Source organism: Flavobacterium sp. LPB0248 (assembly GCF_013388355.1).
In the GTDB taxonomy this organism is placed as follows: Bacteria; Bacteroidota; Bacteroidia; order Flavobacteriales; family Flavobacteriaceae; genus Flavobacterium.
Genome location: NZ_CP058246.1, coordinates 1,033,489 through 1,060,019 on the forward strand (window position 1 = coordinate 1,033,489; position 26,531 = coordinate 1,060,019).

Annotated in this window: 23 protein-coding genes; 16 read left to right on the plus strand and 7 right to left on the minus strand. The window is 32.0% G+C overall.

Features of this window, described 5'->3' with window-relative positions:
* Window positions 1-30 precede the first annotated feature (30 nt).
* The 3 genes from LPB248_RS04250 to LPB248_RS04260 form a co-directional block, all read right to left on the minus strand.
* The gene (locus LPB248_RS04250; protein WP_177210338.1) at window positions 31-2,664 is read right to left on the minus strand and encodes a hypothetical protein; all 2,634 of its coding nucleotides are present in this window, start codon (window positions 2,662-2,664) and stop codon (window positions 31-33) included.
* Window positions 2,648-5,077 (minus strand): hypothetical protein, encoded by a 2,430-nt coding sequence (locus LPB248_RS04255; protein WP_177210339.1) that lies wholly within the window; start codon window positions 5,075-5,077, stop codon window positions 2,648-2,650. Before LPB248_RS04255 ends, LPB248_RS04250 begins: the two co-directional genes overlap by 17 nt.
* Window positions 5,078-5,307: 230 nt before the next feature.
* The gene (locus LPB248_RS04260) at window positions 5,308-8,748 is read right to left on the minus strand and encodes a methylmalonyl-CoA mutase family protein (RefSeq protein WP_177210340.1); all 3,441 of its coding nucleotides are present in this window, start codon (window positions 8,746-8,748) and stop codon (window positions 5,308-5,310) included.
* 294 nt (window positions 8,749-9,042) lie between these two features.
* Here LPB248_RS04260 and LPB248_RS04265 point away from each other — a divergent pair, with 294 nt between their 5' ends.
* The 5 genes from LPB248_RS04265 to purU all read left to right on the plus strand — a co-directional run bounded on the left by LPB248_RS04265 (window position 9,043) and on the right by purU (window position 13,599).
* Window positions 9,043-10,617: a murein L,D-transpeptidase gene (locus tag LPB248_RS04265; protein ID WP_177210341.1), complete on the plus strand. Its 1,575-nt coding sequence runs from the start codon at window positions 9,043-9,045 to the stop codon at window positions 10,615-10,617.
* A gap of 202 nt (window positions 10,618-10,819) precedes the next feature.
* Entirely contained in the window at window positions 10,820-11,140 is a 321-nt protein-coding gene (locus tag LPB248_RS04270; RefSeq protein ID WP_177210342.1) for a hypothetical protein, read from the plus strand.
* A gap of 210 nt (window positions 11,141-11,350) precedes the next feature.
* Window positions 11,351-11,773, plus strand: a complete 423-nt coding sequence (locus tag LPB248_RS04275) for a cytochrome c oxidase assembly factor Coa1 family protein (RefSeq protein ID WP_177210343.1) — start codon at window positions 11,351-11,353, stop codon at window positions 11,771-11,773.
* Window positions 11,774-11,932: 159 nt separating this feature from the next.
* Window positions 11,933-12,652 (plus strand): DUF4197 domain-containing protein, encoded by a 720-nt coding sequence (locus LPB248_RS04280; protein WP_177210344.1) that lies wholly within the window; start codon window positions 11,933-11,935, stop codon window positions 12,650-12,652.
* Window positions 12,653-12,744: 92 nt separating this feature from the next.
* The gene (gene purU, locus LPB248_RS04285; protein WP_177210345.1) at window positions 12,745-13,599 is read left to right on the plus strand and encodes a formyltetrahydrofolate deformylase; all 855 of its coding nucleotides are present in this window, start codon (window positions 12,745-12,747) and stop codon (window positions 13,597-13,599) included.
* A 153-nt stretch (window positions 13,600-13,752) separates the two neighbouring features.
* Here the strand turns inward: purU and LPB248_RS04290 are convergent, their stop codons facing one another.
* The 3 genes from LPB248_RS04290 to pyrF form a co-directional block, all read right to left on the minus strand.
* Entirely contained in the window at window positions 13,753-15,246 is a 1,494-nt protein-coding gene (locus LPB248_RS04290) for a catalase (RefSeq protein ID WP_177210346.1), read from the minus strand.
* Between the two features lie 937 nt (window positions 15,247-16,183).
* On the minus strand, window positions 16,184-16,984 hold the full coding sequence (locus LPB248_RS04295; RefSeq protein ID WP_177210347.1) for an ABC transporter substrate-binding protein: 801 nt from the start codon (window positions 16,982-16,984) through the stop codon (window positions 16,184-16,186).
* 251 nt (window positions 16,985-17,235) lie between these two features.
* Window positions 17,236-18,063 carry an orotidine-5'-phosphate decarboxylase gene (gene pyrF / locus LPB248_RS04300; RefSeq protein ID WP_177210348.1) on the minus strand — a complete coding sequence of 276 codons (828 nt, stop codon included), beginning with the start codon at window positions 18,061-18,063 and terminating at the stop codon, window positions 17,236-17,238.
* Between the two features lie 305 nt (window positions 18,064-18,368).
* On the opposite strand from pyrF, the gene LPB248_RS04305 reads away from it, so the two are divergent.
* The 11 genes from LPB248_RS04305 (at window position 18,369) to LPB248_RS04355 (ending at window position 24,871) form a co-directional block, all read left to right on the plus strand.
* The gene (locus LPB248_RS04305) at window positions 18,369-18,842 is read left to right on the plus strand and encodes a Dps family protein (protein WP_177210349.1); all 474 of its coding nucleotides are present in this window, start codon (window positions 18,369-18,371) and stop codon (window positions 18,840-18,842) included.
* A gap of 133 nt (window positions 18,843-18,975) precedes the next feature.
* Entirely contained in the window at window positions 18,976-19,161 is a 186-nt protein-coding gene (locus tag LPB248_RS04310; RefSeq protein WP_095929846.1) for a CsbD family protein, read from the plus strand.
* A gap of 157 nt (window positions 19,162-19,318) precedes the next feature.
* The gene (locus tag LPB248_RS04315) at window positions 19,319-19,870 is read left to right on the plus strand and encodes a helix-turn-helix domain-containing protein (protein ID WP_177210350.1); all 552 of its coding nucleotides are present in this window, start codon (window positions 19,319-19,321) and stop codon (window positions 19,868-19,870) included.
* Between the two features lie 21 nt (window positions 19,871-19,891).
* Complete coding sequence (locus LPB248_RS04320) at window positions 19,892-20,341, plus strand: response regulator (RefSeq protein ID WP_177210351.1); 450 nt, start codon at window positions 19,892-19,894, stop codon at window positions 20,339-20,341.
* A 13-nt stretch (window positions 20,342-20,354) separates the two neighbouring features.
* A complete protein-coding gene (locus LPB248_RS04325; protein ID WP_177210352.1) occupies window positions 20,355-22,142 on the plus strand; it encodes a CHASE3 domain-containing protein in 1,788 nt (595 codons plus the stop codon).
* A 134-nt stretch (window positions 22,143-22,276) separates the two neighbouring features.
* Entirely contained in the window at window positions 22,277-22,846 is a 570-nt protein-coding gene (locus LPB248_RS04330; protein WP_177210353.1) for a DUF4142 domain-containing protein, read from the plus strand.
* A gap of 36 nt (window positions 22,847-22,882) precedes the next feature.
* Window positions 22,883-23,530 (plus strand): porin family protein, encoded by a 648-nt coding sequence (locus LPB248_RS04335; protein WP_177210354.1) that lies wholly within the window; start codon window positions 22,883-22,885, stop codon window positions 23,528-23,530.
* Between the two features lie 36 nt (window positions 23,531-23,566).
* The gene (locus LPB248_RS04340) at window positions 23,567-23,719 is read left to right on the plus strand and encodes a lmo0937 family membrane protein (protein ID WP_111365189.1); all 153 of its coding nucleotides are present in this window, start codon (window positions 23,567-23,569) and stop codon (window positions 23,717-23,719) included.
* Window positions 23,720-23,777: 58 nt separating this feature from the next.
* Window positions 23,778-24,062 (plus strand): YtxH domain-containing protein, encoded by a 285-nt coding sequence (locus LPB248_RS04345; RefSeq protein WP_177210355.1) that lies wholly within the window; start codon window positions 23,778-23,780, stop codon window positions 24,060-24,062.
* Window positions 24,063-24,109: 47 nt separating this feature from the next.
* Window positions 24,110-24,469, plus strand: a complete 360-nt coding sequence (locus LPB248_RS04350) for a hypothetical protein (protein ID WP_177210356.1) — start codon at window positions 24,110-24,112, stop codon at window positions 24,467-24,469.
* Window positions 24,470-24,496: 27 nt separating this feature from the next.
* Window positions 24,497-24,871, plus strand: coding sequence for a hypothetical protein (locus tag LPB248_RS04355; protein ID WP_177210357.1), 375 nt, complete (start codon window positions 24,497-24,499; stop codon window positions 24,869-24,871).
* Between the two features lie 245 nt (window positions 24,872-25,116).
* Here LPB248_RS04355 and LPB248_RS04360 read toward each other — a convergent pair whose 3' ends face one another.
* Entirely contained in the window at window positions 25,117-26,448 is a 1,332-nt protein-coding gene (locus LPB248_RS04360) for a DUF5723 family protein (protein WP_177210358.1), read from the minus strand.
* Window positions 26,449-26,531: the final 83 nt, after the last annotated feature.

The window sequence follows — 26,531 nt, forward strand, 5'->3', positions numbered from 1 at the left end:
TTTAAAAAAACTGCTTTTTGTAATTACAATTTAGGATTCTTTGAAACTTTGTTCTATTCCCATTTGTCTAACTTTATCTAACCATTCAGAAATCATCTTTGAATTATATTTTGGTTTTCCAAATTCGTCTTTTTCTTTTTCTAAAGCTATAGCCATTAATGCATATTCATTTTCTAATGAAGTAGAGAAAATTCCCTGATCATCTGTATTTATAGAAACTGAAAGTTGCGGGCAATCTTTTATGACATTATGATCCATTTCCAAGCCTAAATTAAAGAACTTAGTAATAGGATGCTTAGCATATTTTTTAAATGTACCTATCAAATAATTTGATGTTGGGTTACATTCTATCCCAATATTCAAACTTGCAATAGCACGCATCATACTTTTTTGAACTTCTTCTACTAGTAAAATATAATCATGACTAATTTCAAGTTGTTTTATCATTTTACCTTGTTCTTTAATCTTAGGATTAAAGTGATACTGTTGATATAAAAATTTCACATCAATATTGTTCCTAACATTTTTTAATATTGAGGGGGTACCATTTATTCTGCACCTTTCCCAATAAGTTAAATTTATTTTACTATATACCTCTTCTTGTAAGTTATCAAAATAAAGATAAGGATCGTCGCCTCTCAATTTCCATGCATCAAAATAAACTGTTTGATGAAAATATTTTTTCTTGAACTCACTCTCATCAAAATTTTGTTGATATAATTCATAAAATAAAATTTCATAAAGCCTTTCTAACCTATTAACCTCATTTCTACAAATTGAAATTCCGTATTTTCTAATTTTTGCTAATAGCCAAACTGTGTTATCTAATACTGTTTGTTTTGGTAACATTAATTTATACTTCTTGAATTCATAATATTCCCTAACATCAATGCCTAAAGCTAAAGCGTGACCAATCCTATCTCCTTGACTTAGGTTTAAAAACAGAACACATTCATCAATAGCTCTTAAACCATCTAAAATATCATAAAAATCTTCTCCTGCATGATATGTTGCATACATTTTATGCTCGCTAATTTTATCTTTTAAATGATTTAAAGTCCCTTTTAGCTTATGGTTTTTCAAATATCTAAAACCTTGAGCAAAAACTTCAGGTGAAGCTGCAAATTCGCTCGAAGCTGCATCTATGCCACGAATTGATTCAGAATATTTTAAGTGACTTTCGCGTAATGTACTTATGGCTATTGACTGCTTTTTTATTTTCTTTCGTAGATCAAAATGTCTACAAGTAATATAACTCGAAATATTAGAAGTCTCGAATTTGTCTTCATCCTTTATATAATGTATAGTGTAGAAATGCTGCTCAGTTGAAATAATATTTAAGTTTTTGAAATCAGGATTAAACTCTTTTTCCGATTGAATGGCATTCTTAGTTAGAACAGTATTATATGATTTTATACTTTTTGTTAAGTCAATATAACTCTCTTTTGGCGCGATTCGTACTTCAAAAGACTTTATTTTACTATGGGTTAATGTATCATGTACTGCTAAATTTACAAATGCAGTATGATAGATCGATTTATCCCTTAGAAAAAACTCCTTTCGATTCTGATATTTAGAAAAATTTCCAAATCCAACCTTGTCATTTATTTGAATTAATTCTGCTCTAAACTGTGCTTTAATAAGTAAATAACTATGAAACAGATAATGAAACTTTTCAAAGTCATTTTCTCTACTATAAATCTTCTTAAAACAATCATAAAGAAATTTACGTTCACCATAAAAAATGTATGAGTGTTCTAAATTTTGCTTATGAATATTTTTAGGAATAGCATAATCAATTACTTCAACATTTTTAAAATGCTTAAAACAATGACCACAATCTTTCCTATTAAGATTTATTTCCTGATTAAGATCATTTAACCTTAAAATTAGATCATAAGAATCTATAGGATTCGAATCTTTTGATAAATCAACTTTAAATTCTTTTCTTTTGTCGTCATATTGATCGATATTATTCAAAAAATTAAAAAGTTTTAATCTAATATAAGCTGCTTTATAAACTAAAATTTTTAACGATTTTCTTGATGTCACAGACGAATTTGAAATTTTCGTTAGTAAAGATATTTCCTTTTCTAAAAGGTCAAATTCATTTTCGAATTTATTAACATTATTCATTATATTAATCCAGCTTAAATCGAAAACTGGGCCAGATCCTTTTAAATGAAAATGATTTTCAGCAAGTCCTTTTTTAAGTAATGTTCTTAACTGTTTATTGTTTGAAAATGTTGTAGGCCTCCAAGAAAAAAAATCCCTCCTACGCTGCGAAATAGAATCTAAATAGGCAAAATGGGAACATGTAAGCAAATCTTCTCCTACATAATATGACAAATCTCTCCACTTTAATAAGTGCTCAAAAACTACAAAAGGTTCTAAATTTTCTTCAACTAATATTTTAGAATTAAAATGAGTAAGAATATTAAATACAGATTTATTGTTCTTTTTATCATTTATTAAGAACCAATCGCTTTCCAGTTTTGTAAAAACATTACTTATTTCATCTAATGAATAACTTGAAAATGAATACAATCCGTTTTCAATAAAATTTTGTTTAGTTATATAATCTTCTTCACTCTTTAAATTTAAAATTTTATCCGAACAATAATTTACAAACAATAAGCGGATAGATTTACGAAGATTGTCCATCTATAATTTCATTTAAATAATCAATAAAACTTTTTAGTAGATATTTTTTCTCTTCTTCTTCAACATTTCTTTTAAAGTAACTATTACTAAATGTGGTAATTTCTTTTAATAATAAAGATTTTTCATTTTCTGATTTTATCTTTTTGTGAAAATTCGTAATTTTTGCCTTTGTAAACGATTTATTAGATAATTCTGAAATGTAATAGCGTATATCAGAGATCATCTGTTGAGTTAAATAAATTTCTGATTTAGAGCTATTATATATTTTTAAATACTCTTTTCTAATTTCGCTATTTTTATTTTCAATTTCATTCTTCCATATTTTGAAAATTGGAAAATCATCAAAACTCTTAATTAATTGATCTTTAGAATTATCATTAATAGAGATCAATTTTTCTAATGCCTTTCTACCTCCAACATAAATAAATTCATAAGCCCCTAAAAACTCATCTTCAATTTTATCTTTATACTCATAAGAATACTCACTTACTGTATTAACAAATTCGTAAGCAAAAAGAGGATCATTTAAAACGTATTCTATAAATATATCATCATATTTGAGTATATCATTTTTAAATTCTTCAGAAACGTCATTAAATATTTTATCTGACAAATTAGCTTTTAAATATTTAAAATTTGTAAAAATTGCAAAAGGTGTAAATGTACCATGACTAAAGCCTGAATCTAATTTAAAAAACAAAGTAGATGATTTTTGCTTATTTATGGTGTTGTCTGTCTTACCATAAGAGTTAATAAAACTATGTAAAAAAATAGTTTTATCATTTCTTTTTTTATCAAACAATTGATTCAGTCCATAATTAAACTCAAAAAAGTCTCTTCTATACTTATTGTTCTCTTTTCTAAATTTTTGAATAATTCCATTATAAATAAATTTGGTTGATAAATCTTGTTCAATAATCAGGCATTCAACGGAAAAATATGCTAGGAGATAATCAATAAAAATTAATCTATCTTTATCAAGTACTGAAGTTTTCTCACCGTACTTTTCGATAATGGATAAAACATCACCCAAACTAATATTATTTGGATTATTAATAACATATAATTCCTTAAAAAGCTCCTTATCCTCATTTTCAAGAAGTTCATATAATTTTTTAAAGATTCCAATTTTTATTAAATTCTTATTTATATCCTTAAAAGACATAAAAAAGTCTACATAGTCAGGTCTTAAGCTATTAATTATCTTTTCAATAAGATATTTTTCAAAGACTAGCAATTGATCAATTTTATCGAATTTTAAATAATTTGCTGTATTTAATAACTCTATTGTTTCTCTGAGTGTTGTAGGTATTAAAAAATTTTGCTTAAAGCTATAATTTAAAAGAAAGAGATCTAGTCTTTTATTCAAGAACATTTTTACAATATCAACGAGATTTTCTTTAGTCTTTAATTTAAAGGTTTCATCAAAATTTTCAGATTTGATTGTAATTTCGTTTTTTTCATCAATATCACTTATATCATTATTTCCAATTTCATTTATGTTAGGTAAATACACTAAGTGTTTATGAGGAAATAATTTTTCAAAATATTTAGAAGCTCTATTTCTAACCTCTTCTTCCGAAAGATTTTTTTCTTTTTCAAACATTGAGTTTTTTAATGACTGAATGATTTGTTCTTTCTTAAATGCTGTTAAAATTATTATGTTTCTTTGGATCAAAAATTGACGAATATCTTCTAACATTTGATAAATGCCATTTATATTTAAATCGAAATCATCAATTGCAATAATCAAAAGATCTTTTTTTTCAAAAAACTCCAAATAATAATCAACAAGTCTTTTAAACGAATCTCTTAAATTACTACTTGTAGCTAATTTACTTAAGGCCTCAATAGTTTCAAGTTTGTATAAATCTTTACGATCAGAATTAATAATTTGGAGGTTCTCAAAAACACTTTGAAAGTGCTTTATTAATGTCCGTCTAATCTCATCTGTAACTTTAGAATCTGTTTTTTTTATATTATCTTGAAATTTGAAAAACATTTTAGCTAAAATAATTTCAAACAAGCTTTCATTTCCTCTAAAAAGAGAAGGATCAATAATATCAATACTTGCAAATTTATTTTTTCTAATATTTTCAAAAGATTCACTCAACAAATTTTTGCCTAAATTTCTGCCATCAAAAAAATCCTTATGATTTTCATCATTTTTATTTACCAAAGCATCGTTGAAAGATATCATTGACGACGATTTACCTTTTCCTCTCTCTCCAGTAAATGCAATAATATTATTATAATCATCATATGTTATGCCTTTTTCAGATTGCTTAATAATTTCTACTACATTTTTTGATGCATCTATATAAACTTCTTTAAATATTGATTTATAAAATTCATTACCTTTTTCAATCTTAATTTTGTATTCTTGATTAAGGTCTATTGTTAATGTTGACATTTATTTTTGAGTTTTTTAATCGATTAGTATTATTTTTTTATTATAAAATTTCAATGTTATTCAAACATAATAATATTTCTACATTTCAGTCTTTTTTGGTTAATCTTTTTGTGTCAAATTAATAAAATAAATTACCGAATAATTTACGGTTTTCCTCAATTCCAAACAATTTCAACAAAAAAACCTCCCATTTCTGAGAGGTTTTCTTTAAAATTTATAAATGATAATCCTTACATATTCCTTCTATACTGCCCACCTACTTCAAACAACGCCGAAGTAATCTGACCTAAAGAACAAACCTTTGTAGCTTCCATTAAGTGGTCGAATAAGTTTTCGTTTTTAATAGCGGCTTGCTGTAACGTATTTAAATGCTCGTTTACTTTTGCTTCGTGGAAATTGTGCAAGTTATCCAGCATCGTAATCTGATATTGTTTTTCTTCTTCGGTTGCGCGAATAACCTCAGCCGGAATTACCGTTGGCGAACCTTTTGAACTCAAGAACGTATTTACACCCACAATTGGGAAATCGCCGTTGTGTTTTAAAGTTTCGTAATACAAACTTTCTTCCTGAATTTTAGATCTTTGGTACATCGTTTCCATTGCACCTAGAACTCCTCCTCTTTCTGTAATTCTGTCGAATTCCTGAAGAACTGCAGCTTCAACCAAATCAGTTAATTCTTCGATGATGAACGAACCTTGAATTGGGTTTTCGTTTTTCGCTAAACCTAATTCTTTATTAATAATCAACTGAATTGCCATCGCTCTACGAACCGATTCTTCTGTTGGTGTTGTAATCGCTTCGTCGTAAGCGTTTGTATGCAATGAATTACAGTTGTCGTAAATCGCGTATAAAGCCTGTAAAGTCGTTCTAATATCGTTGAAATCAATTTCCTGCGCGTGTAACGAACGCCCAGAAGTCTGAATATGATATTTCAGCATTTGTGCTCTTTCGTTGGCTCCGTATTTGTTTTTCATGGCTTTTGCCCAAATTTTACGCGCCACACGACCAATTACTGAATATTCTGGATCTACTCCGTTTGAGAAGAAGAACGATAAATTTGGTCCAAAATCGTTGATGTTCATGCCTCGGCTCAAATAATATTCCACGTAAGTGAAACCATTTGAAAGCGTAAACGCCAATTGTGTAATTGGGTTTGCTCCTGCCTCGGCAATATGATATCCTGAAATTGAAACCGAATAGAAATTACGAACGTTTTTAGTAATAAAATATTCCTGAACGTCACCCATTAATCTCAAAGCAAATTCGGTTGAGAAAATACAAGTATTCTGCGCCTGATCTTCTTTTAAAATATCGGCCTGAACCGTTCCACGAACTTGAGCTAAAGTTTTTACTTTTATCTCGTTATAAACCTCCAAAGGTAAAACCTGATCTCCCGTAACACCCAAAAGCATTAATCCCAAACCGTTGTTTCCGGCAGGAAGTTCACCTTGGTATCTTGGTCTTTCGATTCCTTTGTCTTTATATAGTTTATTGATTTTCGCTTCAACTTCTTTTTCTAATTCATTGGCTTTGATGTAAATCTCACATTGCTGATCGATTGCCGCATTCATAAAGAAACCTAACAGCATTGGCGCAGGCCCGTTAATGGTCATACTTACCGAAGTTAAAGCATGAACCAAATCGAAACCTGAATATAGTTTTTTAGCATCATCCAAACAGCAGATTGAAACTCCTGCATTTCCGATTTTTCCATAAATATCGGGACGCAAATCTGGATCGTTTCCGTATAAAGTTACACTATCAAAAGCAGTCGAAAGACGTTTTGCAGGCATTCCTGCACTCACATAATGAAAACGTTTGTTGGTTCTTTCTGGTCCGCCCTCGCCTGCAAACATTCTTGACGGATCTTCGCCTTCACGTTTAAACGGATACAATCCTGAAGCAAAAGGAAATTCTCCAGGAACATTTTCCTGTAAATTCCAACGCAGAATATCGCCCCAACCTTCATATTTAGGCAAAGCAATTTTCGGAATCTGTAAATGCGATAAACTTTCAGAATGTGTTGCAATCTTGATTTCTTTATCACGAACTTTAAACGAGTAAACTGGATTTTTGTATTTGGCTACTTTTTCGTCCCAATTCAGGATAATTTCCCAATTGTACGGATCTAAATCCATTTTTACTTTATCGAATTGATTCAGTAAAAGATTTAAAAAGATTCTGTTTTCATCATGTTCTGCAATTCCACTAGGTAAAACAGAAGAATCTTCAATTCCAGCTTTAGTAATTTGCGGCACTTTTCCAGAAACCGATTCTATGGTTTTGAAAATTCCGTATAATTTCTGAGCTACTTTTTGCTGCGAAATAGCTGTTTCATCATAAGATCTGTTATTCTCTGCAATTTCAGATAAATAACGCGTTCTGTGTGGCGGAATCACGAAGATTTTCTCGCTCATTTCTTTTGTGATTTCAAAAGTCGATTTCAAATCTGAAGCCGTTTTTTCAACCACTTTGTCCATAATCGCTTTGTAAAGCGTGTTCATTCCCGGATCATTAAACTGCGAAGCAATCGTTCCGAAAACTGGCATTTCGTCTGGGCTTTTATCCCAAAGATTATGGTTTCTTTGATATTGTTTTTTTACATCGCGTAAAGCGTCTAAAGCGCCACGTTTATCAAATTTGTTTAAAGCCACTAAATCGGCAAAATCAAGCATGTCGATTTTTTCTAATTGTGTTGCCGCTCCAAATTCTGGCGTCATTACATATAAGGATACATCAGAATGATCCATAATCTCGGTATCAGACTGACCAATTCCTGAAGTTTCCAAAATAATCAAATCGTATTTTGCAGCTTTTAAAACCTGAATCGCTTCGGCTACATATTTAGATAAAGCCAAATTGGATTGACGTGTAGCCAGCGAACGCATATAAACACGAGGATTATTAATGGCATTCATACGGATTCTATCTCCTAAAAGCGCTCCTCCTGTTTTTCTCTTAGAAGGATCGACAGAAATTAATCCGATTGTTTTTTCTGGAAAATCAATTAAAAAACGGCGAACTAATTCGTCCACCAAAGAAGATTTTCCTGCACCACCTGTTCCTGTAATTCCTAAAACTGGAATTTTTGAAGTGGCATTGCTTTCATGAATTTTATCAAAAACTGGTTTTGCAATTTCTGGGAAGTTTTCGGCTGCAGAAATTAAACGTGCAATTGCCGTTGGAATTTTATTTTCGATATGATCGATTTCTCCGTTCAGTTTATCTCCAATAGGAAAATCAGCACGTTGAACCAAATCGTTAATCATTCCTTGAAGTCCTAAAGAACGTCCATCGTCTGGAGAATAAATTCTTGTAATACCATATTCATGTAATTCTGAAATTTCGCTAGGAAGAATTACACCACCTCCACCTCCGAAGATTTTAATGTGTCCTGCTCCTTTTTCGCGAAGCAAATCATACATATATTTAAAGTATTCGTTGTGACCACCTTGGTATGAAGTCATTGCAATAGCATTGGCATCTTCCTGAATAGCGGTATTTACCACTTCTTCTACACTTCGGTCATGACCAAGATGAATTACTTCAACCCCTGTTGACTGAATAATACGACGCATAATATTGATGGCAGCATCATGACCATCAAAAAGTGAAGCAGCAGTGACAATTCTTACTTTATTTTTAGGAATATATGGTATTTGTTGTTCCATTTTATGAATATGATAATTTTAAGCGACCAATGTACAAATTATTTTAATATTTGATCAGTCAAATAACATTATGTTAATAAAAAAGAAAATATTTTTTCTTCAATATAAAGGTAACAATTCTTGCTACTAATTGATATAAGTTAAAGAAAGCTTAAAGACATGGCAATTTCGCAACATTTAAATAAAATCAGGAAACATGTTTCGAGCTCTCTAATAGTAATTTAGCAGTGTAGAAAAGCCCCAAATTTTTACCTAAAACTTACGTAGAAAAGTAATAACGTAAAAATTAAAAAAATGAAAACATTATATTCATTCACCGTCATTTTAAGTTTGAGTTTTTTTGTATTTTCTTTTAACAGTATTGAAAAAAACAATCTTACCTATAAAAAAGCTTCAAATCATTTAACCGTTTACCACAATCAAAATGATGTAGACGAAATCTCGAACGACTTCTTTAAAAGATATTCGGATTTAAAAAAATATAAATCAGATGTCATGTCTTTGTATAAAAACAGAACTCTTGGATCTATCTGGTTTGATGAAAACGAAATCAACGAGTTTGGTTCTGTTTTGTACGAAAAAGCAAAAAAAACAGATGATTTGATTATTCCTTATCAAAAAGAAATAGACCAATTATTTGATACTTCATCAGATAAAAGCACTCTTTCTAAAACTGATGCAGATATGCTTTTGAGTTCATTATATATAGTGTACACTAAAAAAAATAATGCTGACAAGAAAAAATTAGCTTATGATAGCATGCTGAAAGATTTCTTAAACTACAGCACATTAGAAGAGGCAGAAACAACATCAGTTGCATCAAATGAAAAAGTAGAATTTGACCAGTATTACAAATTGCAAGATGCTCTAAAAAAATACAAAAGATTAGAAAAATCTAGCAAATACAAACCTATTGTTCCGGCAGAAACTCCTTATAAAGAGTTGCGTCCTGATGCAGTTTCAAACACTATTGCGCAAGTTAGAACTCGTTTGTATTTGTTAGGCGATTTAAAAACAGATTCTAAAAGCGATATTTACGATCGTGAATTGATGGACGCTGTAATGAAATATAAAGTCCGTAACGGATTTAAACCTAATTATATTTTGGCAGAAGAGCATATTAACGAAATGAATATTTCGCTTGAAGATAAAGTAGCGACATTAAAACTTAACATGGAAAGATGTCGTGAGATTTCGGCCAAAATTGCAGCCAGTGATGAATATGTTTTGGTAAATGTTCCTTCTTATGAATTGTTTTATGTTAAGAACGGAAAAATAGTTTTGACTTCACCCGTATTTGTTGGCGCACCTTTAACCAAAACAACCATTTTTAATGGAGAAATTGATCGAATTGTTTTTAGCCCATATTGGACAGTACCTCAAAGTATAGTGCAAAATGAGTTGAAATCTAAAATGGCTGAAGATCCTAATTATCTAGCAGCGAAAAACATGGAAATGGTAAACGGACAAGTAAGACAAAAACCAGGACCAGATAATTCTTTAGGATTGGTAAAATTTATGTTTCCAAATTCTGATGATATTTACATGCACGATACGCCATCTAAAACTTTATTCGATTTTGAAAAAAGAACTTTCAGCCACGGATGTATTAATGTCAAAATGGCTAAAGAACTTGCTGTTGCCATGCTGAAAGATTATCCAGAATGGAATCAGGCAAAAATTGATAAAGCAATGGCTGGTAAAACAGAAAACAGTTTTAAGCTGTCTAAAAAAGTACCAATTTTCATCACTTATTTTACTTCATTGGTAAATGAAAATGGCGAAATAGGATTCTTTCAAGATGTTTACGAAAAAGATGCCAATTTAAATCGTGAAACGCTTCCCGACACTACAACTGAAATTCAATAATTTATGCCAATAATTCAGAGAGAGAATTTATCAAATCTGGTTTGATAAATTCTCTCTTTTTTGTTTGGTTAATATATTTAAAATATATCTTAAAGTATTATTATTAAATCTTTTTGAGGCAGTAGAATTACTAGAATATTTATTTTTTTGCAACTATAATTCGGCCCCATTTTTTTTATAAATGTTTAAAAAATAAACTCTTATGAAAACAAATAATATTGAAGGACTTACGATGTTTGAAATAAACGTTTTAATTCAGCAAGGAGGGAAATTTATTATGTTTCCTTTTATTATTTCTGAAATGGTAAAAAGAATCAAAGAACCAAACATCTATTTCATCCGTCCCGATGAAGGCACATTTAAATATGCCCTGAAACACTTTTTTTTGAACCTTTCCGCAAGCTGGCGAAGTTTTCCGTATACTCCAATTTATGTAGCAAAATCGTTCTTTTATTTAATGAAAGGCGGAAAAAATTATACTGAAACTATACTGAAAGATTTAAATTCCAACAACTCTATATAAGCCTCAATCTAAATTATCATACTAATTAAAGTCCGAAAGGCTTTCCTGAAAATCATCTTGTACATTTATGAGATGATTTTTTTTATTCCAATTACTAGAAAATCAAAATATTCTAGAAAACTGAACATCAATACTTTCCATTAAAAAATTATAAAATAAACAAGAAATTATCCTTATTTTAGCTATGTCATTCACCTAAAAAATTGATTTATGGACGATTCTAATGAGTTAGTACAAAAACAAAGCTGGCTAAACCGAAACTGGAAATGGTTTATTCCCAGCGGATGTTTAACTCTTATCATATTAGCGGCTTTATTTATTGGCGGAATTTTCTATGAAGTAACTTCGGTTCTTAAAGATTCTGAAGCCTATAAAGAATCTATGATTGCTGTAGAGAATAATAAACTCGTGGTGGAAAAACTCGGTTCTCCCGTCGAAACAGACGGAATGGTTTCTGGAACGGTCACTTCACACAATGATGTACGAACCTGCGATGTACAAGTACCATTGAAAGGTCCAAAAGGCAAGGGAACTTTATTTATTGTTGGCGAAAAAAGAGGTAAATGGAAATACCGTGAAATGTCTGTTTATATTGAAAAAACAAATGAGAAAATAGATCTTCTGAAAAAGTAAATAATTTTCTTTGTTTTATTATTATACTCATAAAAAGTCCCAAATAAACAAATAGTAATCTGTTGTTAATTATCAAACAAAATCTTTCTTCACCCTTAATAAAATTGTGGCGTTGTTTTTGAATAAGTAGTATTTTTGAAACTTAAATAAAAACCCCAAATGAAAAAGATTTTACTATTAGCCGTTACATTTTCGCTTACTTCTTGCGCACAGGTACAACAGACTTTAAATCAATTGCCTCAAATCGCATCTCAGCTTCCAAGTTCGGGAACTGTTGACATTGCTTCTGGATTAAAAGAAGCTTTAAATAAAGGAATCACGCAACAAGTAAGTAAACTAACTGCTGTAGACGGATTTTACAAAAACGAAGCTGTAAAAATTTTAATGCCCGAAGAATTACAAAAAGTAGATGCAACATTGCGTAAAGTAGGTTTAAGCTCTCTTGCAGATGAAGGAATCAAAATGCTGAACCGTGCTGCAGAAGATGCAGTAAAAGAAGCAACTCCAATTTTTGTTACAGCAGTAAAAAACATGACGTTTACAGATGCTAAAAACATTCTTTTAGGAAGTGATAATGCCGCAACCAATTATTTACAAGGCAGTACAACAACTGCATTATATGCCAAATTTAATCCAGTAATTAAAAGCTCTTTCGAAAAAGTAGGTGCCGATGCTGTCTGGACAAAAATTATAAACAAATACAATACTATTCCGCTAGTTAAAAAAGTAAATCCAGATTTAACTGATTATACAACCAATCAAGCTTTGTCTGGTGTTTTTAAAATGATTGCTGTTGAAGAAAAAGTAATCAGAAACGATATTTCTGCAAGAACGACGCCTTTGTTACAAAAGGTTTTTGCAATGCAAGATGGAAAATAATTCTAAAGTTGCTAAGCTTCTAAGACACTAAGTGTCTAAGCTAAAAAACTAAATGTCTTAGCATCTTTGCAACTAACCAAAAATAAACTAAAATGCAAAAAATTACCATACTCATTCACTGTAAAGATCAAAAGAATATTATTGCTTCAGTCACTACTTTTATTGCTAAGGTAGGAGGAAATATTACCTATATCGACCAACACGTGGATGTAGAGCAAAATGTATTTTTTATGCGTCTGGAATGCGAATTCGAAAATTCGACTATCACGGTTGAAAGTTTTAAAGAAGACTTTGATAAAACTCTTGCTGTAAAATTTGGAATGTCTTGGGATTTGTACAATCTGGAACAAAAACCTAAAATGGCCCTATTTGTTTCTAAGTATGATCATTGTTTATTTGACATTTTAGGACGTTACAGTGCAGATGAATTAGGCGTTGAAATTCCCGTGATTATCAGCAATCATAATGATTTGCGTTCGATTGCAGAACGTTTTGATATTCCGTTTCACTATGTTCCTTTTACAAAAGACAACAAAGAAGAAGGCGAAGCAAGACAAATTGAGCTTTTAAAAAGATACCAAATCAACTTTATCGTTTTGGCGCGTTACATGCAAATTGTGACGCCAAAATTAATTTCGCTTTACGAAAATAAAATCATCAATATCCACCATTCGTTTTTACCTGCTTTTCCAGGTGCAAAACCGTATCATTCGGCTTTTAAACGTGGTGTGAAAATTATTGGCGCAACAAGCCATTATGTTACCGAAGAATTAGACGAAGGTCCGATTATTGAACAAGATATCGCAAGAGTTTCTCATATTCACTCTGTAGAAGATTTTATCATGAAAGGCCGTGATTTGGAACGCATCGTTTTGGCAAGAGCCATTAAACTGCACGCTGAAAGAAAAACAATGGTTTATAGCAATAAGACGGTGGTTTTTTCTTAATTTTTAAGATGCTAAGGTTCTGAGTTTCTAAGATACTAAGTTTTTTATATAGCAAACCCGACAGATTTTAAAAATCTGTCGGGTTTATTATTTATCGATCATAAGCTCAAAAGTTGGCAACTTAGAATCTTAGCATCTCAGAAACTTAGAACCTCACCTTGCTTTAATCGCCAATCTAGGATCATCAAAAGCATTAACTTCGGCCATTGTCATTCCTAGAGCGTTTGCTACGCCTTCTCCGTATGCTGGATCGGCTTGATAGCAGTTTCTAATATGACGGACCTGAATAAATTTCTGTGCTCCTCCTACTTGCCCCGCTGTGTTTTTAAACAAAAGCTGTTTCTTCTCATCGGTCAATAAACGGAACAAAAGTCCGGGCTGAGTGAAATAATCGCTATCATCTTCTCTAAAATTATGTGCGTAAGCATCGCCGTAAATTGCCAACGGCGGTTCTTTTACTTCTGGCTGATCTTGCCATTCGCCGAAACTGTTTGGTTCGTAGTGTTTTCTTCCACCATAATTTCCGTCGACACGCATTGCTCCGTCTCTGTGGAAACTGTTATACGGACATCTAGAAGCGTTTACTGGAATCTGGTAATTGTTTACTCCTAAACGATAACGGTGAGCATCTCCGTAAGAAAACAAACGTCCTTGAAGCATTTTATCTGGAGAGAAACCAATTCCTGGAACTACGTGAGCTGGATTAAAAGCCGCTTGCTCTACTTCGGCAAAATAATTTTCTGGATTTTTATTCAATTCAAATTCTCCAACTGGAATTAGCGGAAAATCTCCTTTTAACCAAACTTTAGTTAAATCAAATGGATGAAAACGATAAGTTCTCGCCTGCTCTTCTGACATAATCTGAACAAACATTTTCCATTTCGGGAAATTGCCTTCTTCGATTGCATTAAACAAATCCCTTTGATGACTTTCTCTATCTCCTCCTACTAACTTAGCAGCTTCTTCATCAGATAAATTTTCGATTCCCTGTTGCGAAACTAAATGGAATTTTACCCAATGTCTTTCGTTTTTCGCATTAATAAAGCTAAAAGTATGACTTCCGAAACCGTGCATTTCTCTATACGATCTCGGAATTCCTCGGTCACTCATTACAATTGTAACTTGATGAAGAGCTTCTGGCAATAAAGTCCAAAAATCCCAATTATTATCAGCACTTCTTAAATTGGTTTTTGGATCGCGTTTTACAGCATGGTTCAAATCTGGAAATTTCATTGGATCACGGAAAAAGAAAACAGGCGTATTATTTCCAACCAAATCCCAATTTCCTTCATTTGTATAAAATTTCATAGCGAAACCGCGTATATCTCTTTCGGCGTCAGCAGCACCTCTTTCTCCTGCAACAGTTGAAAAACGCACAAACATTTCTGTCTTTTTTCCAATTTCAGAAAACAAGTCTGCTTTTGAATATTTGGTAATATCGTGTGTAACAGTAAAAGTTCCGTAGGCTCCAGAACCTTTGGCATGCATTCTTCTTTCCGGAATCACTTCTCGGTCAAAATGTGCCATCTTTTCTAAGAACCAAAAATCTTGTAATAAAACAGGTCCACGAGGGCCAGCTGTTTGAATGTTTTGATTGTCTGGAACGGGAGTTCCGGTTGCAGTTGTTAATTTTTTGTTTGATTCCATTTTGCTGATTTTTAACGTTTTATCAAATATACAAACTTATCCTTAGCATATTCATAAGTAAAATTGATTGTTATTATATTTTAATAACTAAAGATTATTTTATGATACTGAATGCTCAAAACAGCGATTTGACAAATCTTAACGTATGGTCAACAAAGTAATAACAAAACCTTAACAGCATAAGATTGATATATATCGGACATTTGTAATGTAATAAACTGGTTATTTATTATTTTGGTTTTGGTTAGTTAAATGATGCCGGCTTCTTCGAGATGCCGGCATTCTTTTTTTATATAAGTTTAGTTTCAGGTTTCAGGTTTTCTTGGTTTCAAGTTGCTTTACTTTGAACATAATTTTACCACAAAGAGCGCAAAGTTTTTTCATTTATTAAGCTTTATATAAAACGCAAAGTTCACAAAGCTTTGCCTAAAAACCTTTGCGAACTTTGTGTTCCTAATAGCTATCAGGATTGTGCTCTTTACGGTTAAAAAATACAATCTTTTAAACATTAACTTATATCCAACAAAGTAATAACAAGACCTTAACAGCATAAGTTTGATATATGTCGGACATTTGTAATGTAATAAACTGGTTATTTATTATTTTGGTTTTGGTTAGTTAAATGATGCCGACGTCTTCGAGATGTCGGCATTTTTTTTTTTGGTTAAAGTTTTATTTGTTTCAGGTTTCAGGTTTCAGGTTTCAAGTTTCAAGTTTCAGGTTTCAGGTTTCAGGTTGCTTTACTTTGAACATAATTTTAACGCAAAGAGCACAAAGTTTTTTCATTTATTAAGCTTTATATAAAGCGCAAAGTTCGCAAAGCTTTGTCTAAAAACTTTGCGAACTTTGCGTTCCCGATAGCCAACGGGATTGCGCTCTTTGCGTTAAACTTGAAACCTGAAACTTGAAACTTGAAACTTGAAAACCTAAAACAAAACTAATTCTTCAATCTTTCGTGCAGTAATTTAAAATAAGCGAAAGCTTTTAATAACCTGCTACCATGCCAAGAGAACATTTCGCCATCAACAAAAATGGTTTTGGCGTGATGCGTAAATCTTCCGATTTCGAAAGCATCTTCTTCTTTAAAAGGATAAGGTTCTGATGAAAGAAATACAATATCTGGATCTCCTTCTAAACGCATTTTCTTTAATTCAATTTCGGGATAACGGCCTTTGTCTTCGTAGATATTTTTAAAATGATTGAGTTTTAGCAACTCATTTATATAAGTATCATTTCCTGCAACCATGTATGGATTTTTCCAAATAAAATAGGCTGCTTTCTTTTCTTTTATATCCTGGATATAATTTTTGAAATCGCTTAATGCAAAAGCCAATTTGTTGTTCCATTTCTGCGCCTCGGTTCTGCAATTAAATAATTGTCCGAAATCTGAAATCATCTGGAAATTATCTTCAATAGAAACAATATTTGTAACCCAAACTGGACAAATTGCACTTAACTGTTCTACAATTTCAGGCGTGTTTTCTTCTTTGTTGCAGATAATAATATCTGGCTCTAAAAGTTTTATTTTTTCGAAGTGAATTTTCTTCGTTCCACCAACAATTTTTTTGGTAGATTTAAAATGAAACGGATGAACACAAAACTTCGTAATTCCGATAATTTTTTCTTCCAAACCTAAATCATACAATAATTCAGTTTGTGAAGGAACAAGCGAAATAATACGTTTTGGAGCTGTTTCAAAAGAATGAATAGTACCAAGCTGGTCTTTTATTTGTTTCATGTTTCTGGTTTATTGGAATGTGAAATTTAACGCAAAGTGCGCTAAGTTTTTTCGCAGAGTTCGCGAAGGCTTATAATTTTTAAATTTTTTTTTTTAAGTTCTCAAAGCTTAGATAAAGTAAAGCTTACATTCTTCTTTGAGAACTTAAAAAACTTTTACAAGATTGCGAATAACTTCTTTGTGTACTTTGCGAAAAAACTTAGCGCACTTTGCGTTAAAAAATTATGCTCAAAGTAAAGCAACCTGAAACTTTAAACCTGAAACTTTAAACTAATAATCTCAGCCATTTCTTTCTGTACTTTCAAAGCCTCTTCTCTAGCCTTTTCAGCGAAATCGGTTCCTTTTGATGCATAGATAATCGCTCTTGCAGAATTTACCAAAAGACCAACTTTATCATTCATTCCATATTTGCAAACTTCAAACAGACTTCCGCCTTGAGCGCCAATTCCAGGCACCAATAAGAAACTGTCTGGAACAATTTTTCTAATTTCAGTAAAATATTCTGCTTTGGTTGCGCCAACAACGTACATTAAGTTTTCGCTGTTTTTCCAAGTTTTAGAAATTTCTAGAACCTGTTTGTATAATTCCTTTCCGTTTGTATTTAAAGTCTGAAAATCGAAAGCACCTTCATTTGAAGTCAAAGCTAACATAATTGTATGCTTGTTTTCGAAAGCTAAGAAAGGTTCTACAGAATCTTTTCCCATATAAGGAGCAACGGTTACACTGTCAAAATTCAAGTCTTCAAAAAAAGCTTTGGCGTACATGCTCGAAGTATTCCCAATATCTCCACGTTTTGCATCGGCAATCGTAAAAATGTCAGGATAATTTTCGTTGATATAATTGATTGTTTTTTGCAAAGACATCCATCCTTTTATTCCGTAAGCTTCAAAAAATGCCGTATTGGGTTTGTAGCCAACAGTCAGATCGTGTGTGGCATCAATAATTGCTTTATTAAATTCGAAAATAGGATCTTCTGTTTCTAATAAATGTGCTGGCATTTTAGTTAGATCTGGATCTAATCCAACGCATAAAAATGATTTTTTTTGAAGAATTTGTTCGTGTAGTTGTTGTGTTGTCATATTCTTTTTTGCTTGTGCGGCAAAATTACAAATAATAATTTTTATGAGTTAATGGTTGATGGTTTATTGTTAATCGTTTGTCGTTGATGGTTGATGGCAACTGTTGAATGTCTGTTCTTCCCAGGCTGAGCGGAGTCGAAGCCCTTTTCTCGTAAGCGCTACGGCTTCTCTTAGAGTTGACATCTATCATGTTTTATTCTTAATTATTTAAGTAACATTGAATTCCTATAACATCTATCAAAAATTGTGTAAGAGAAAAATTAGAATCAAAAGTAACTTTGAAATAAACCATTAAAAAGACAATTATGAGCCCAAATATCGGAATTACACCAAAAAACTTAAAAAAGAGCGCTTCTATACTGGCTACGATTTTATCCAATGAAATGACTTTGTATGTAAAAACAAGAAAATTTCACTGGAACATTTCTGGAAACAGTTTTATGGAACTGCACAAATTGTTTGAAGAGCAATACCGCATTCTTGAAGCTCAAATCGATGAAGTTGCAGAACGCATTAATCAGCTGGGAGAAAAAACAATTGGAACAATGAAGGAGTTTATTGATAATTCGACTTTAAAAGAATCTCCAAAAGAATACGCTTCACAAAAAGATATGTTATCTGAACTTCTAGAAAATCACGAACAGCTGGTAACAGAATTTAGAGATTATATTCCGGTTTTTGAAAACGAAACCAACGATGCAGGCTCAGCCGATTTTGTGACAGGATTACTGCAAGAACATGAAAAAATGGCTTGGATATTAAGAAGATATCAGGCGTAATTTTGAGTTATGAATTGATTTTCATTCTCTATTAAAATGAAAATTATGCAACAGTCGGGAAAATAAATGTAACATAAACCTGATTTAGAATTTGCAATTTTACAATACAATAAAATACAAAAAAAGAGATATCATGAATACTACTGAAATAAAAGGAAACTGGAATGAGCTGAAAGGTAAACTGAAACAAAAGTTTGCAACACTAACAGATGATGATTTGATGTTTGCTGAAGGAAAAGAAGACGAAATGTACGGAAGACTTCAGCAGAAATTGGGAAAAACAAAAGAGGAATTTCATCAAATCCTGTCAGAATTGTAAATCCTTACAACTCAATCAGGGAAATACCGTCTAGTAAAAATATTAGACGGTATTTTTTTGAAAATTTTATTTTAAAATCGTATTTTGACGTAATTCTGTGCTAATTAAAAGCAAAAACACCAAATAAATTAAGTATCTTTAACCAAATTTCTATAAAATGAAACTATTTATAAAGTTCGACATTAATACTATTTGCTCTCTTTATTTGAAACAAAATCTGGAACAAAACAATGTAAATTTTACAACTCTAGGATTTGGCGAAATTGAGATTGAAGACAATCTTGATGCCGAAGCGCTAGACAATTTAAAAACTAAATTGGCTCCGTGTGGTTTTGAAGTAGTTGAAAATCAAAAAAGTGTATTAGTCCAAAAAATCAAAGATGCGATTATCGAACTTGTATTTATGGACGACAGCAATAATTATAAAAGTTCTGTATTTTTGGCAGAAAAGCTAAACCACAGTTACGGATATTTATCTAATGTTTTCTCAGAAGTAACTTATTCTTCTATAGAAAACTTTATTATTTTACAGAAAATTGAAAGAGCAAAACAGCTTATTATCATTAACGAAATGAGTTTGACTGAAATTGCTTTTTTACTTAATTATTCGAGTGTTGCGCATTTGAGTACTCAGTTTAAAAACACAACTGGTATTACTCCATCTGCTTTTCAGAGAATTATTAAGAAACGAAGAGAAAATTTAAAATAAAAACCCAAATACCACATTAAAATGCAAAAAAACGCATTACACATTTTATTGGCCGATGACGATGAAGATGACCGTCTTTTCTTTAAAGATGCTTTTGAAGAAATAAAGATACAAACGAATGTAAATTTTGTTCACGACGGGATGCAGCTTATGGATCATTTAATGGACACAAACAATAAACTTCCAGATATTTTGTTTCTAGATTTAAACATGCCTAAGAAAACAGGTAAAGAATGTTTGATTGAAATCAAAAAAACGGATCATTTAAAAGATATAATCATTGCGATCTATTCTACTTCTTCTTCAGAAGAGGATATCGAAGATACCTTTATTCAAGGCGCCAATATTTACATCAAAAAGCCAAGCGATTTCAATACGTTAAAAAAAATAATTAATGAAGTCGTGACTGTAAACTGGCATTATCATACTTCTGGTTTAAACCGTGATAATTTTTTGCTTCGACTAAAATAAAAGCATTCCAATAATGAAGTGGATACCAAATTTTAATTCTTCAAACTCTTTGAGAGTTATTTTTGTAATCGCAGTTTTCATTCTGTTATTCCTTTCTTCAATTGCTTACAAACATAACCAGGACTTGAATGAATCGAGCAAACTGGTTATGCATACTTACGAAATCAACATTCAGCTCGAACGCTTAATGTCGGCTATAAAAGATGCAGAAACGGGCCAGCGCGGGTATATTATTACGCGCAATGCCCGTTTTTTAACTCCGTATATTTATTCCCGAGACAAGGTAAACACTTCGTTTATCACTTTAAAAAAGCTCACTGCCGATAATCCGAAACAGCAGGATAATCTCCAGAAACTTTTCAAACTCATTACCCAACGTTTTGTTTCTTTTGAAAACTGTCTAAAATATAGCGATCCTAAAACATACGACAAAAGAAAGCTGGACAATCATATGTTTGGCGGTCGTATTTTAATGGAAAACATCCGTTTTAAAGTGGATGAAATGAATGACATTGAGAAAGACTTTCTAAAGAAAAGGCTAAAAATTTACGATTCGGAAATTTCTTTGAGTCCGCTTTTTTCCATTTCCTTATTTCTTGTGGCTTTGAGTTTTATTTTATTGGCATATCGTCAAATTAGCCGCGATTTTGAACGCTTGAAAGTATTCAATAAAAAACTTTTAATTTCTACAGGTTTAATTTCTGAGTCTGAAAATATTGGTAAATTCAGCACTTGGCAATGGGATTTGGATTCTGATAAAATTGATTTTTCAGACAACCAATTCCGATTATTAGGTCTCGAACCGAGATCTTTTGCGCCAAACAAAGCTACACTTATAAAATATGTTCATCCAGACGATAAAGAATCTGTTGCAAAAGCAATTGACGGAATTATAGAAAAGAAACATCTTCCGTTTGTGTATTATAAAATTGTACGTCCAGATTTTGAAGTCCGTTATTTTAAAACAACAGGAAAACTGGTTACGGATCAGCAGGGAAGTAAAATCTTGCTTGGAATTAATTTTGACATTACAGACGAACATCTTTTGAATATCGAACTTCAGGAACGAAATAAAGAACTGGAGAAAAGCAATAAAGAATTGGCTTCTTTCAACCACGTTGCAAGTCACGATTTACAAGAACCGCTTAGAAAAATACAGACTTTTATTTCTAGAGTTTCCAGCGCAGATAAAGAAGTGATGTCTGAAAGCGGAAAAAATTACATTTCCAAAATAGAAAGTTCGGCAAAAAGAATGCGTGTTTTAATAGACGACCTTCTTTTGTTTTCTAGAACCAATACTACCAAAAAGGAATTCATTAAAATGAATCTTAATGAACTTCTAGATAATGCCGAATCTGAATTGGCAGAAATTATCGAAGAAAAGAAAGCCGTTATTCAGCGAATTGGAAAACTTCCAAAGCTTTCTGTGATTCCATATCAGATAGAACAGCTGTTTATCAATTTAATTGGAAATTCATTAAAATACAGCCAGCCCGATACTGAACCTCAGATTTCTATTTCAAGCGAAAAAGTTAGTTCATCAGAATATCCAGAAATATTAGAACAGTCTATAAAGAAATTTCATAAAATTACTTTTACAGATAACGGAATGGGATTTGACCCTCAGTTTAAAGAAACCATTTTTATTCTTTTTCAGCGTCTTCATTCTAAAACAGATTATCCTGGAACCGGAATCGGATTAGCGATCTGCAAGAAGATTGTAGAGAACCACAAAGGTCACATAATTGCCGATAGCACTTTAGGAAAAGGTTCAGTATTTACGGTGTTTCTGCCCGATTAAACTTCATTTAAAAAACACATAAAAAGCGTTATATAAATCCATTATGGGAATTATATAACGTTTCTTTTTTATGCTGTAAAGTAAAATCTTTCATTCGTTAGCATCTTTGTAATGTAATACTTTAGGAAGTAATAATGAAAGCAATTCCCCCCTTAAAAGCTTCAATTTTTAGAGTTCTTTTTTCATTCTTTTTAATTCTATGCATCACCTCTTGCAGAAAAATTAATCCGATCGAAAATACTTTGAAGAACCAAGCTTTTGCAAAAAATGACAGAGAAGAAACAGAGGTTTTCTTTTTTATATCTACGGCGAATGTGAGTAAGTCTATTATTTCAAAAAGTCAAATTGCACAACAAAAAAGTTCAGATGTAATTGTTCAGGAATTAAGCAAAAGAATAGAAGTTCAAGAGAGTCAATTACTGGAAGCGATAACCAAAATGGCCACATCGAAGCTCATTGTCATTACTGAAATAAATGCCACGCACAAACGAGACCTGTACAACCTCATTGATGCCAATGGTTACGATTTTAACAGCATTTATTTAAATGCTATGACAGATGCGATATGTAACCAAATTGAGTTACTCGAAGCAATTTCTAGAGAAACAAACGACAAAGAAATTCTCGAACTGGTTCTTCGCTTTTTGCCACAACAATACAGACTCTTACGAGAGACTGAACGAATAAAAAGACAAAATGTATAAACGCCTATTATCTATCTATTAACTAAATTTTTTACTATGAAATTACAAGCCAATTTTTTATGCGCCTTAACACTTTTTTTATCAGCTTCATTTGGAATGCTGCACGCTCAGGACAATAATGTAAATACCGAATACGGTGTAAAAGGAGGATTCAATATGTCTAACCTTTACGGTAGTGGAGACAATGTAGATGACAACAATGTTTTATACGGTTTTAACGCCGGGGTTTATGCTACACTTCCTATTTCAGATTTTGTAGCCATTCAGCCAGAACTTTTGTTTACCACAAAAGGGGCAAAATTAGAATACAACAACGCTTTTGCAAGTGGGGATGCAAAATTTAGACTTAATTATATCGAGCTTCCACTTTTAGTGCGAGTTAATGTTACAAAAAACTTTAACATTCACGCCGGTGGTTATGCTTCTTATCTAGTAAGTTCTAAAGTAAGCGGAAACGGTACTGTTGATTTTGACCAAGATATTGACACAGATGATCTAAACAAATTTGACGCTGGTCTTTCTGCAGGTGTTGGAGTTGATTTTAACCCAATTAGCGTAGGATTGCGTTACAATTATGGTTTAACGACTGTGGGTAAAGAAAGAACGGTTGCAGGAACGACATACACATTTCCTGATGCAAAAAACAGCAACCTTACATTATACCTTTCTTATAAGTTAAACTAAACGAGAATTGATTATTAACCGCTAAAATAAAAAACCATGTCAAATTTATTATATACAATCGCAGTGATTCTGGTGATACTTTGGGCCTTAGGGTTCTTTGTTTACAGTTTCGGAAGTATTATCCATATTCTGTTGGTAATTGCCATCATTGCCGTATTGCTTCGACTTATTAAAGGTCGAGAAGTTTAAAAATCACAATTTATTAAATCAACAAATTATTAAATATTAATCCATTAAATTAATTATTATGAAAACTAGTAGCACAATTTTAGGAATTTTAGGAGCCGCAGCGGCGGGAGCATTCATAGGTGTTTTATTTGCACCAGACAAAGGATCAAACACAAGAAAAAAAATCAAAGATAAATCAAAAGATTACGGAGATAACCTGAAATCAAAATTTGATGGCATCGTAAATACAATCTCTTCAAACGGTAAAGAAATTATCGAAGAAGGAAAATCTAAACTTAACCAAGTTAAAGAAGATTACAACACGCTGAAAGACGATGTTAAAACAGTAAAATCAAACTATTAATCGCAAGTATTAATTAGTGAAATTTTCAAACCATAAAACCTTATATCATGGAACCAAATGCAACAACAAACGAGAATTTAAATCTTTATGAGAAAGCAGAGACCTATGCTAAAACAAGTTTAGAATTACTTAAACTAAAAACAGTGTGTTCTGTTGCCGATGGTGTATCATCGTTGGCATCTAAGGTAGCGATTGGTATTGTTGTTGCATTTTTTACTTTGTTCCTAAACATTGGTATTAGTTTATGGATTGGTAAAGAACTTGGAGAGTACTATTATGGCTTTTTTATCATGGCGCTATTCTATTTAATCGTCGTAATTATTGTGGTAAAATCACATCATAAACTGATAAAAACGCCAATTGGAAATACAATTATCTCCAGTATTCTGAAAGAAACAAAAAACTGATTTAATTATTAATAAACATAAAAGACTATGGAAGCCATTTACAATATTGATCAGTTAAATCAAAGAATTGAGGAATTAGAAGTTCGCCAAGATAAAGAATGGTGTGACATAAAAGATGAAATCGACGAGATTAAGAACAATTTAAAACCTATTAATCTAATTAGAAATACAGTGGAGGAAATTAACGAAACTGTAGGTTTTAAAAGTCATATCGCTCAGTCGGCAATTAGTATCGGAATTGGTTATCTGGCAAAAAGATTTATTGTCGGAAAAGGCGATTCGATGTTCAAAGGAATCTTGGGTTCTGTCGTTCAGCTTATTGTAACCAATCTGGTTTCGAAACCTCATAATGAATCTTCTGAAGATGAAGAATCATCACAATACGAACCGTCTAGAGAGTAATTTGTCTAACTTAATTTAATTATTATGGAAAAGTTTAGCGAAATAGTAATAAAAAATGGTGTATACGTTTACTCGAATCTATATAAATGTTTTGAATATACGAGAGTATTTTTAGGGATATAGCTTTTTTTTAAAGGCGCAAAGTTACAAAGGTTCAGAGATGCAAAGTTTAAAAGCTTTGTATCTCTGAACCTTTTTTTTTAAAACCTCTGTACCTTTGCAACTCTGAACCTTTGCCCCTTTTTCTATCGATAATCTTGATAAATCGGTATTTTCAGACCGGCATAAATATTACAGCCTTTTGTATTGTTTGAGAATAGACTGGAGAAAAGAGTTCCTGAGCCAATAAAAATTGGGCCAGCTCTAAAACCTGCTCCGATTGTTGTTCCGCTGTATTGCATGTACGTTACAGAAACATAGAAACTGAATTGTCTCGTTTCATATCTAGGCGTAAAAGTAACCGAATTGGCGATTGCAGTTCCGTTTACTTTTTTGGCATCTACAAGGCTGAAATCACCGCTTAGATTTAAATAAAAACGCTGATCGATATTCCAGTCAAAATTGGTGTGTAAAGCCGTTGGAAGATTTGCTTTTACTCCTTTTTTAGAAGAGATTTTAGTGTAGTTTGAATCGAAAAATTCAAAAATATCATCAGCATCGTCAATATCTTGCTGCGTCACTTTTCCTGTAATATTATAAGTGTTTTCGATTATGTTTTTATAATTTACTTTTCCAATATCGGTTACAGAAGCCGCCGCTTTAAACTTATAGCGGTTCCCTTCGCACGTATGACAGTTGGTGCGGTATTCGTATGTAAAACCTAAATCGACACCTACTCCAGCCGAAGCCGCATCAAACTTCGGATCATCGCCATTTGCATAATCGTAACTAGCGGCAGTTCTAATAGTTCCTGTCGAAAGATATTCGCTCATAGCAGGATTTGCATTGTTTTTATTGAACGCTACACTCAAATCACTTCCGTTAATGTAGCCGTTTACTCCCGCCATTAAGTATTTTAAAGTAATACCGCCTTTTACAAAATGATCGTCACGATCCAACAGAACCGTTGCATAACTCGCTCCTATCTCCGCCCAAGAATTGGTAACACTATTCGGATTCCCGCCACTAATTAAAAAACTATTCGAAGCATCCACATCTTTGTTCACCTCATCAATAAGCTGCCCGTTTATGCCAACGAGATTCGTAACGCTTCGCACTCGTGTAAAAAGCGCCACACTATGCAAAGGCGTGATATTCATCATAAAAGAAGGTCCGAGAATATCGACATTAAAATTTCCTCTGTTGTTCGATTTTAAATTTTTACTTGCATCAGTTGCCAAATCATAATCGCCGTCTAATGCGTCTAAAATATTGATTCCGTACAAATCATTTTGTCCCGTTCCGCTTGCTGAGAAAAGCGTCACATCGGCGCGATACTTCGACTCAACAATATTTGACGGATTAAATATAGCACTCTGAATCCCAGCATAATTATCATCCCTGAATCCGAAATACGATTGTGACTGCGCATAAAAAAAGCTTCCAAAGAAGCAGAATAAGAGTAAAGTTTTCTTCATAAATTAATGTTAGTTGGTTGTTTTTTAGCATGACAAATATGAAACAAAAAACAGTAATAAAAAATTTAACAAATGATATGTAT

Bases quoted from the DNA above. Each gene is read 5' to 3' on its own strand.
- LPB248_RS04345 (WP_177210355.1), top strand. From the start codon at position 23,778: ATGAAAACTAGTAGCACAATTTTAGGAATTTTAGGAGCCGCAGCGGCG.
- LPB248_RS04360 (WP_177210358.1), bottom strand. From the start codon at position 26,448: ATGAAGAAAACTTTACTCTTATTCTGCTTCTTTGGAAGCTTTTTTTAT.
- LPB248_RS04330 (WP_177210353.1), top strand. From the start codon at position 22,277: ATGAAAGCAATTCCCCCCTTAAAAGCTTCAATTTTTAGAGTTCTTTTT.
- LPB248_RS04295 (WP_177210347.1), bottom strand. From the start codon at position 16,984: ATGAAACAAATAAAAGACCAGCTTGGTACTATTCATTCTTTTGAAACA.
- pyrF (WP_177210348.1), bottom strand. From the start codon at position 18,063: ATGACAACACAACAACTACACGAACAAATTCTTCAAAAAAAATCATTT.
- LPB248_RS04340 (WP_111365189.1), top strand. From the start codon at position 23,567: ATGTCAAATTTATTATATACAATCGCAGTGATTCTGGTGATACTTTGG.
- LPB248_RS04335 (WP_177210354.1), top strand. From the start codon at position 22,883: ATGAAATTACAAGCCAATTTTTTATGCGCCTTAACACTTTTTTTATCA.
- LPB248_RS04310 (WP_095929846.1), top strand. From the start codon at position 18,976: ATGAATACTACTGAAATAAAAGGAAACTGGAATGAGCTGAAAGGTAAA.
- LPB248_RS04255 (WP_177210339.1), bottom strand. From the start codon at position 5,077: ATGTCAACATTAACAATAGACCTTAATCAAGAATACAAAATTAAGATT.
- purU (WP_177210345.1), top strand. From the start codon at position 12,745: ATGCAAAAAATTACCATACTCATTCACTGTAAAGATCAAAAGAATATT.
- LPB248_RS04320 (WP_177210351.1), top strand. From the start codon at position 19,892: ATGCAAAAAAACGCATTACACATTTTATTGGCCGATGACGATGAAGAT.
- LPB248_RS04270 (WP_177210342.1), top strand. From the start codon at position 10,820: ATGAAAACAAATAATATTGAAGGACTTACGATGTTTGAAATAAACGTT.
- LPB248_RS04280 (WP_177210344.1), top strand. From the start codon at position 11,933: ATGAAAAAGATTTTACTATTAGCCGTTACATTTTCGCTTACTTCTTGC.
- LPB248_RS04250 (WP_177210338.1), bottom strand. From the start codon at position 2,664: ATGGACAATCTTCGTAAATCTATCCGCTTATTGTTTGTAAATTATTGT.
- LPB248_RS04275 (WP_177210343.1), top strand. From the start codon at position 11,351: ATGGACGATTCTAATGAGTTAGTACAAAAACAAAGCTGGCTAAACCGA.
- LPB248_RS04290 (WP_177210346.1), bottom strand. From the start codon at position 15,246: ATGGAATCAAACAAAAAATTAACAACTGCAACCGGAACTCCCGTTCCA.
- LPB248_RS04260 (WP_177210340.1), bottom strand. From the start codon at position 8,748: ATGGAACAACAAATACCATATATTCCTAAAAATAAAGTAAGAATTGTC.
- LPB248_RS04305 (WP_177210349.1), top strand. From the start codon at position 18,369: ATGAGCCCAAATATCGGAATTACACCAAAAAACTTAAAAAAGAGCGCT.
- LPB248_RS04315 (WP_177210350.1), top strand. From the start codon at position 19,319: ATGAAACTATTTATAAAGTTCGACATTAATACTATTTGCTCTCTTTAT.
- LPB248_RS04350 (WP_177210356.1), top strand. From the start codon at position 24,110: ATGGAACCAAATGCAACAACAAACGAGAATTTAAATCTTTATGAGAAA.
- LPB248_RS04325 (WP_177210352.1), top strand. From the start codon at position 20,355: ATGAAGTGGATACCAAATTTTAATTCTTCAAACTCTTTGAGAGTTATT.
- LPB248_RS04265 (WP_177210341.1), top strand. From the start codon at position 9,043: ATGAAAACATTATATTCATTCACCGTCATTTTAAGTTTGAGTTTTTTT.
- LPB248_RS04355 (WP_177210357.1), top strand. From the start codon at position 24,497: ATGGAAGCCATTTACAATATTGATCAGTTAAATCAAAGAATTGAGGAA.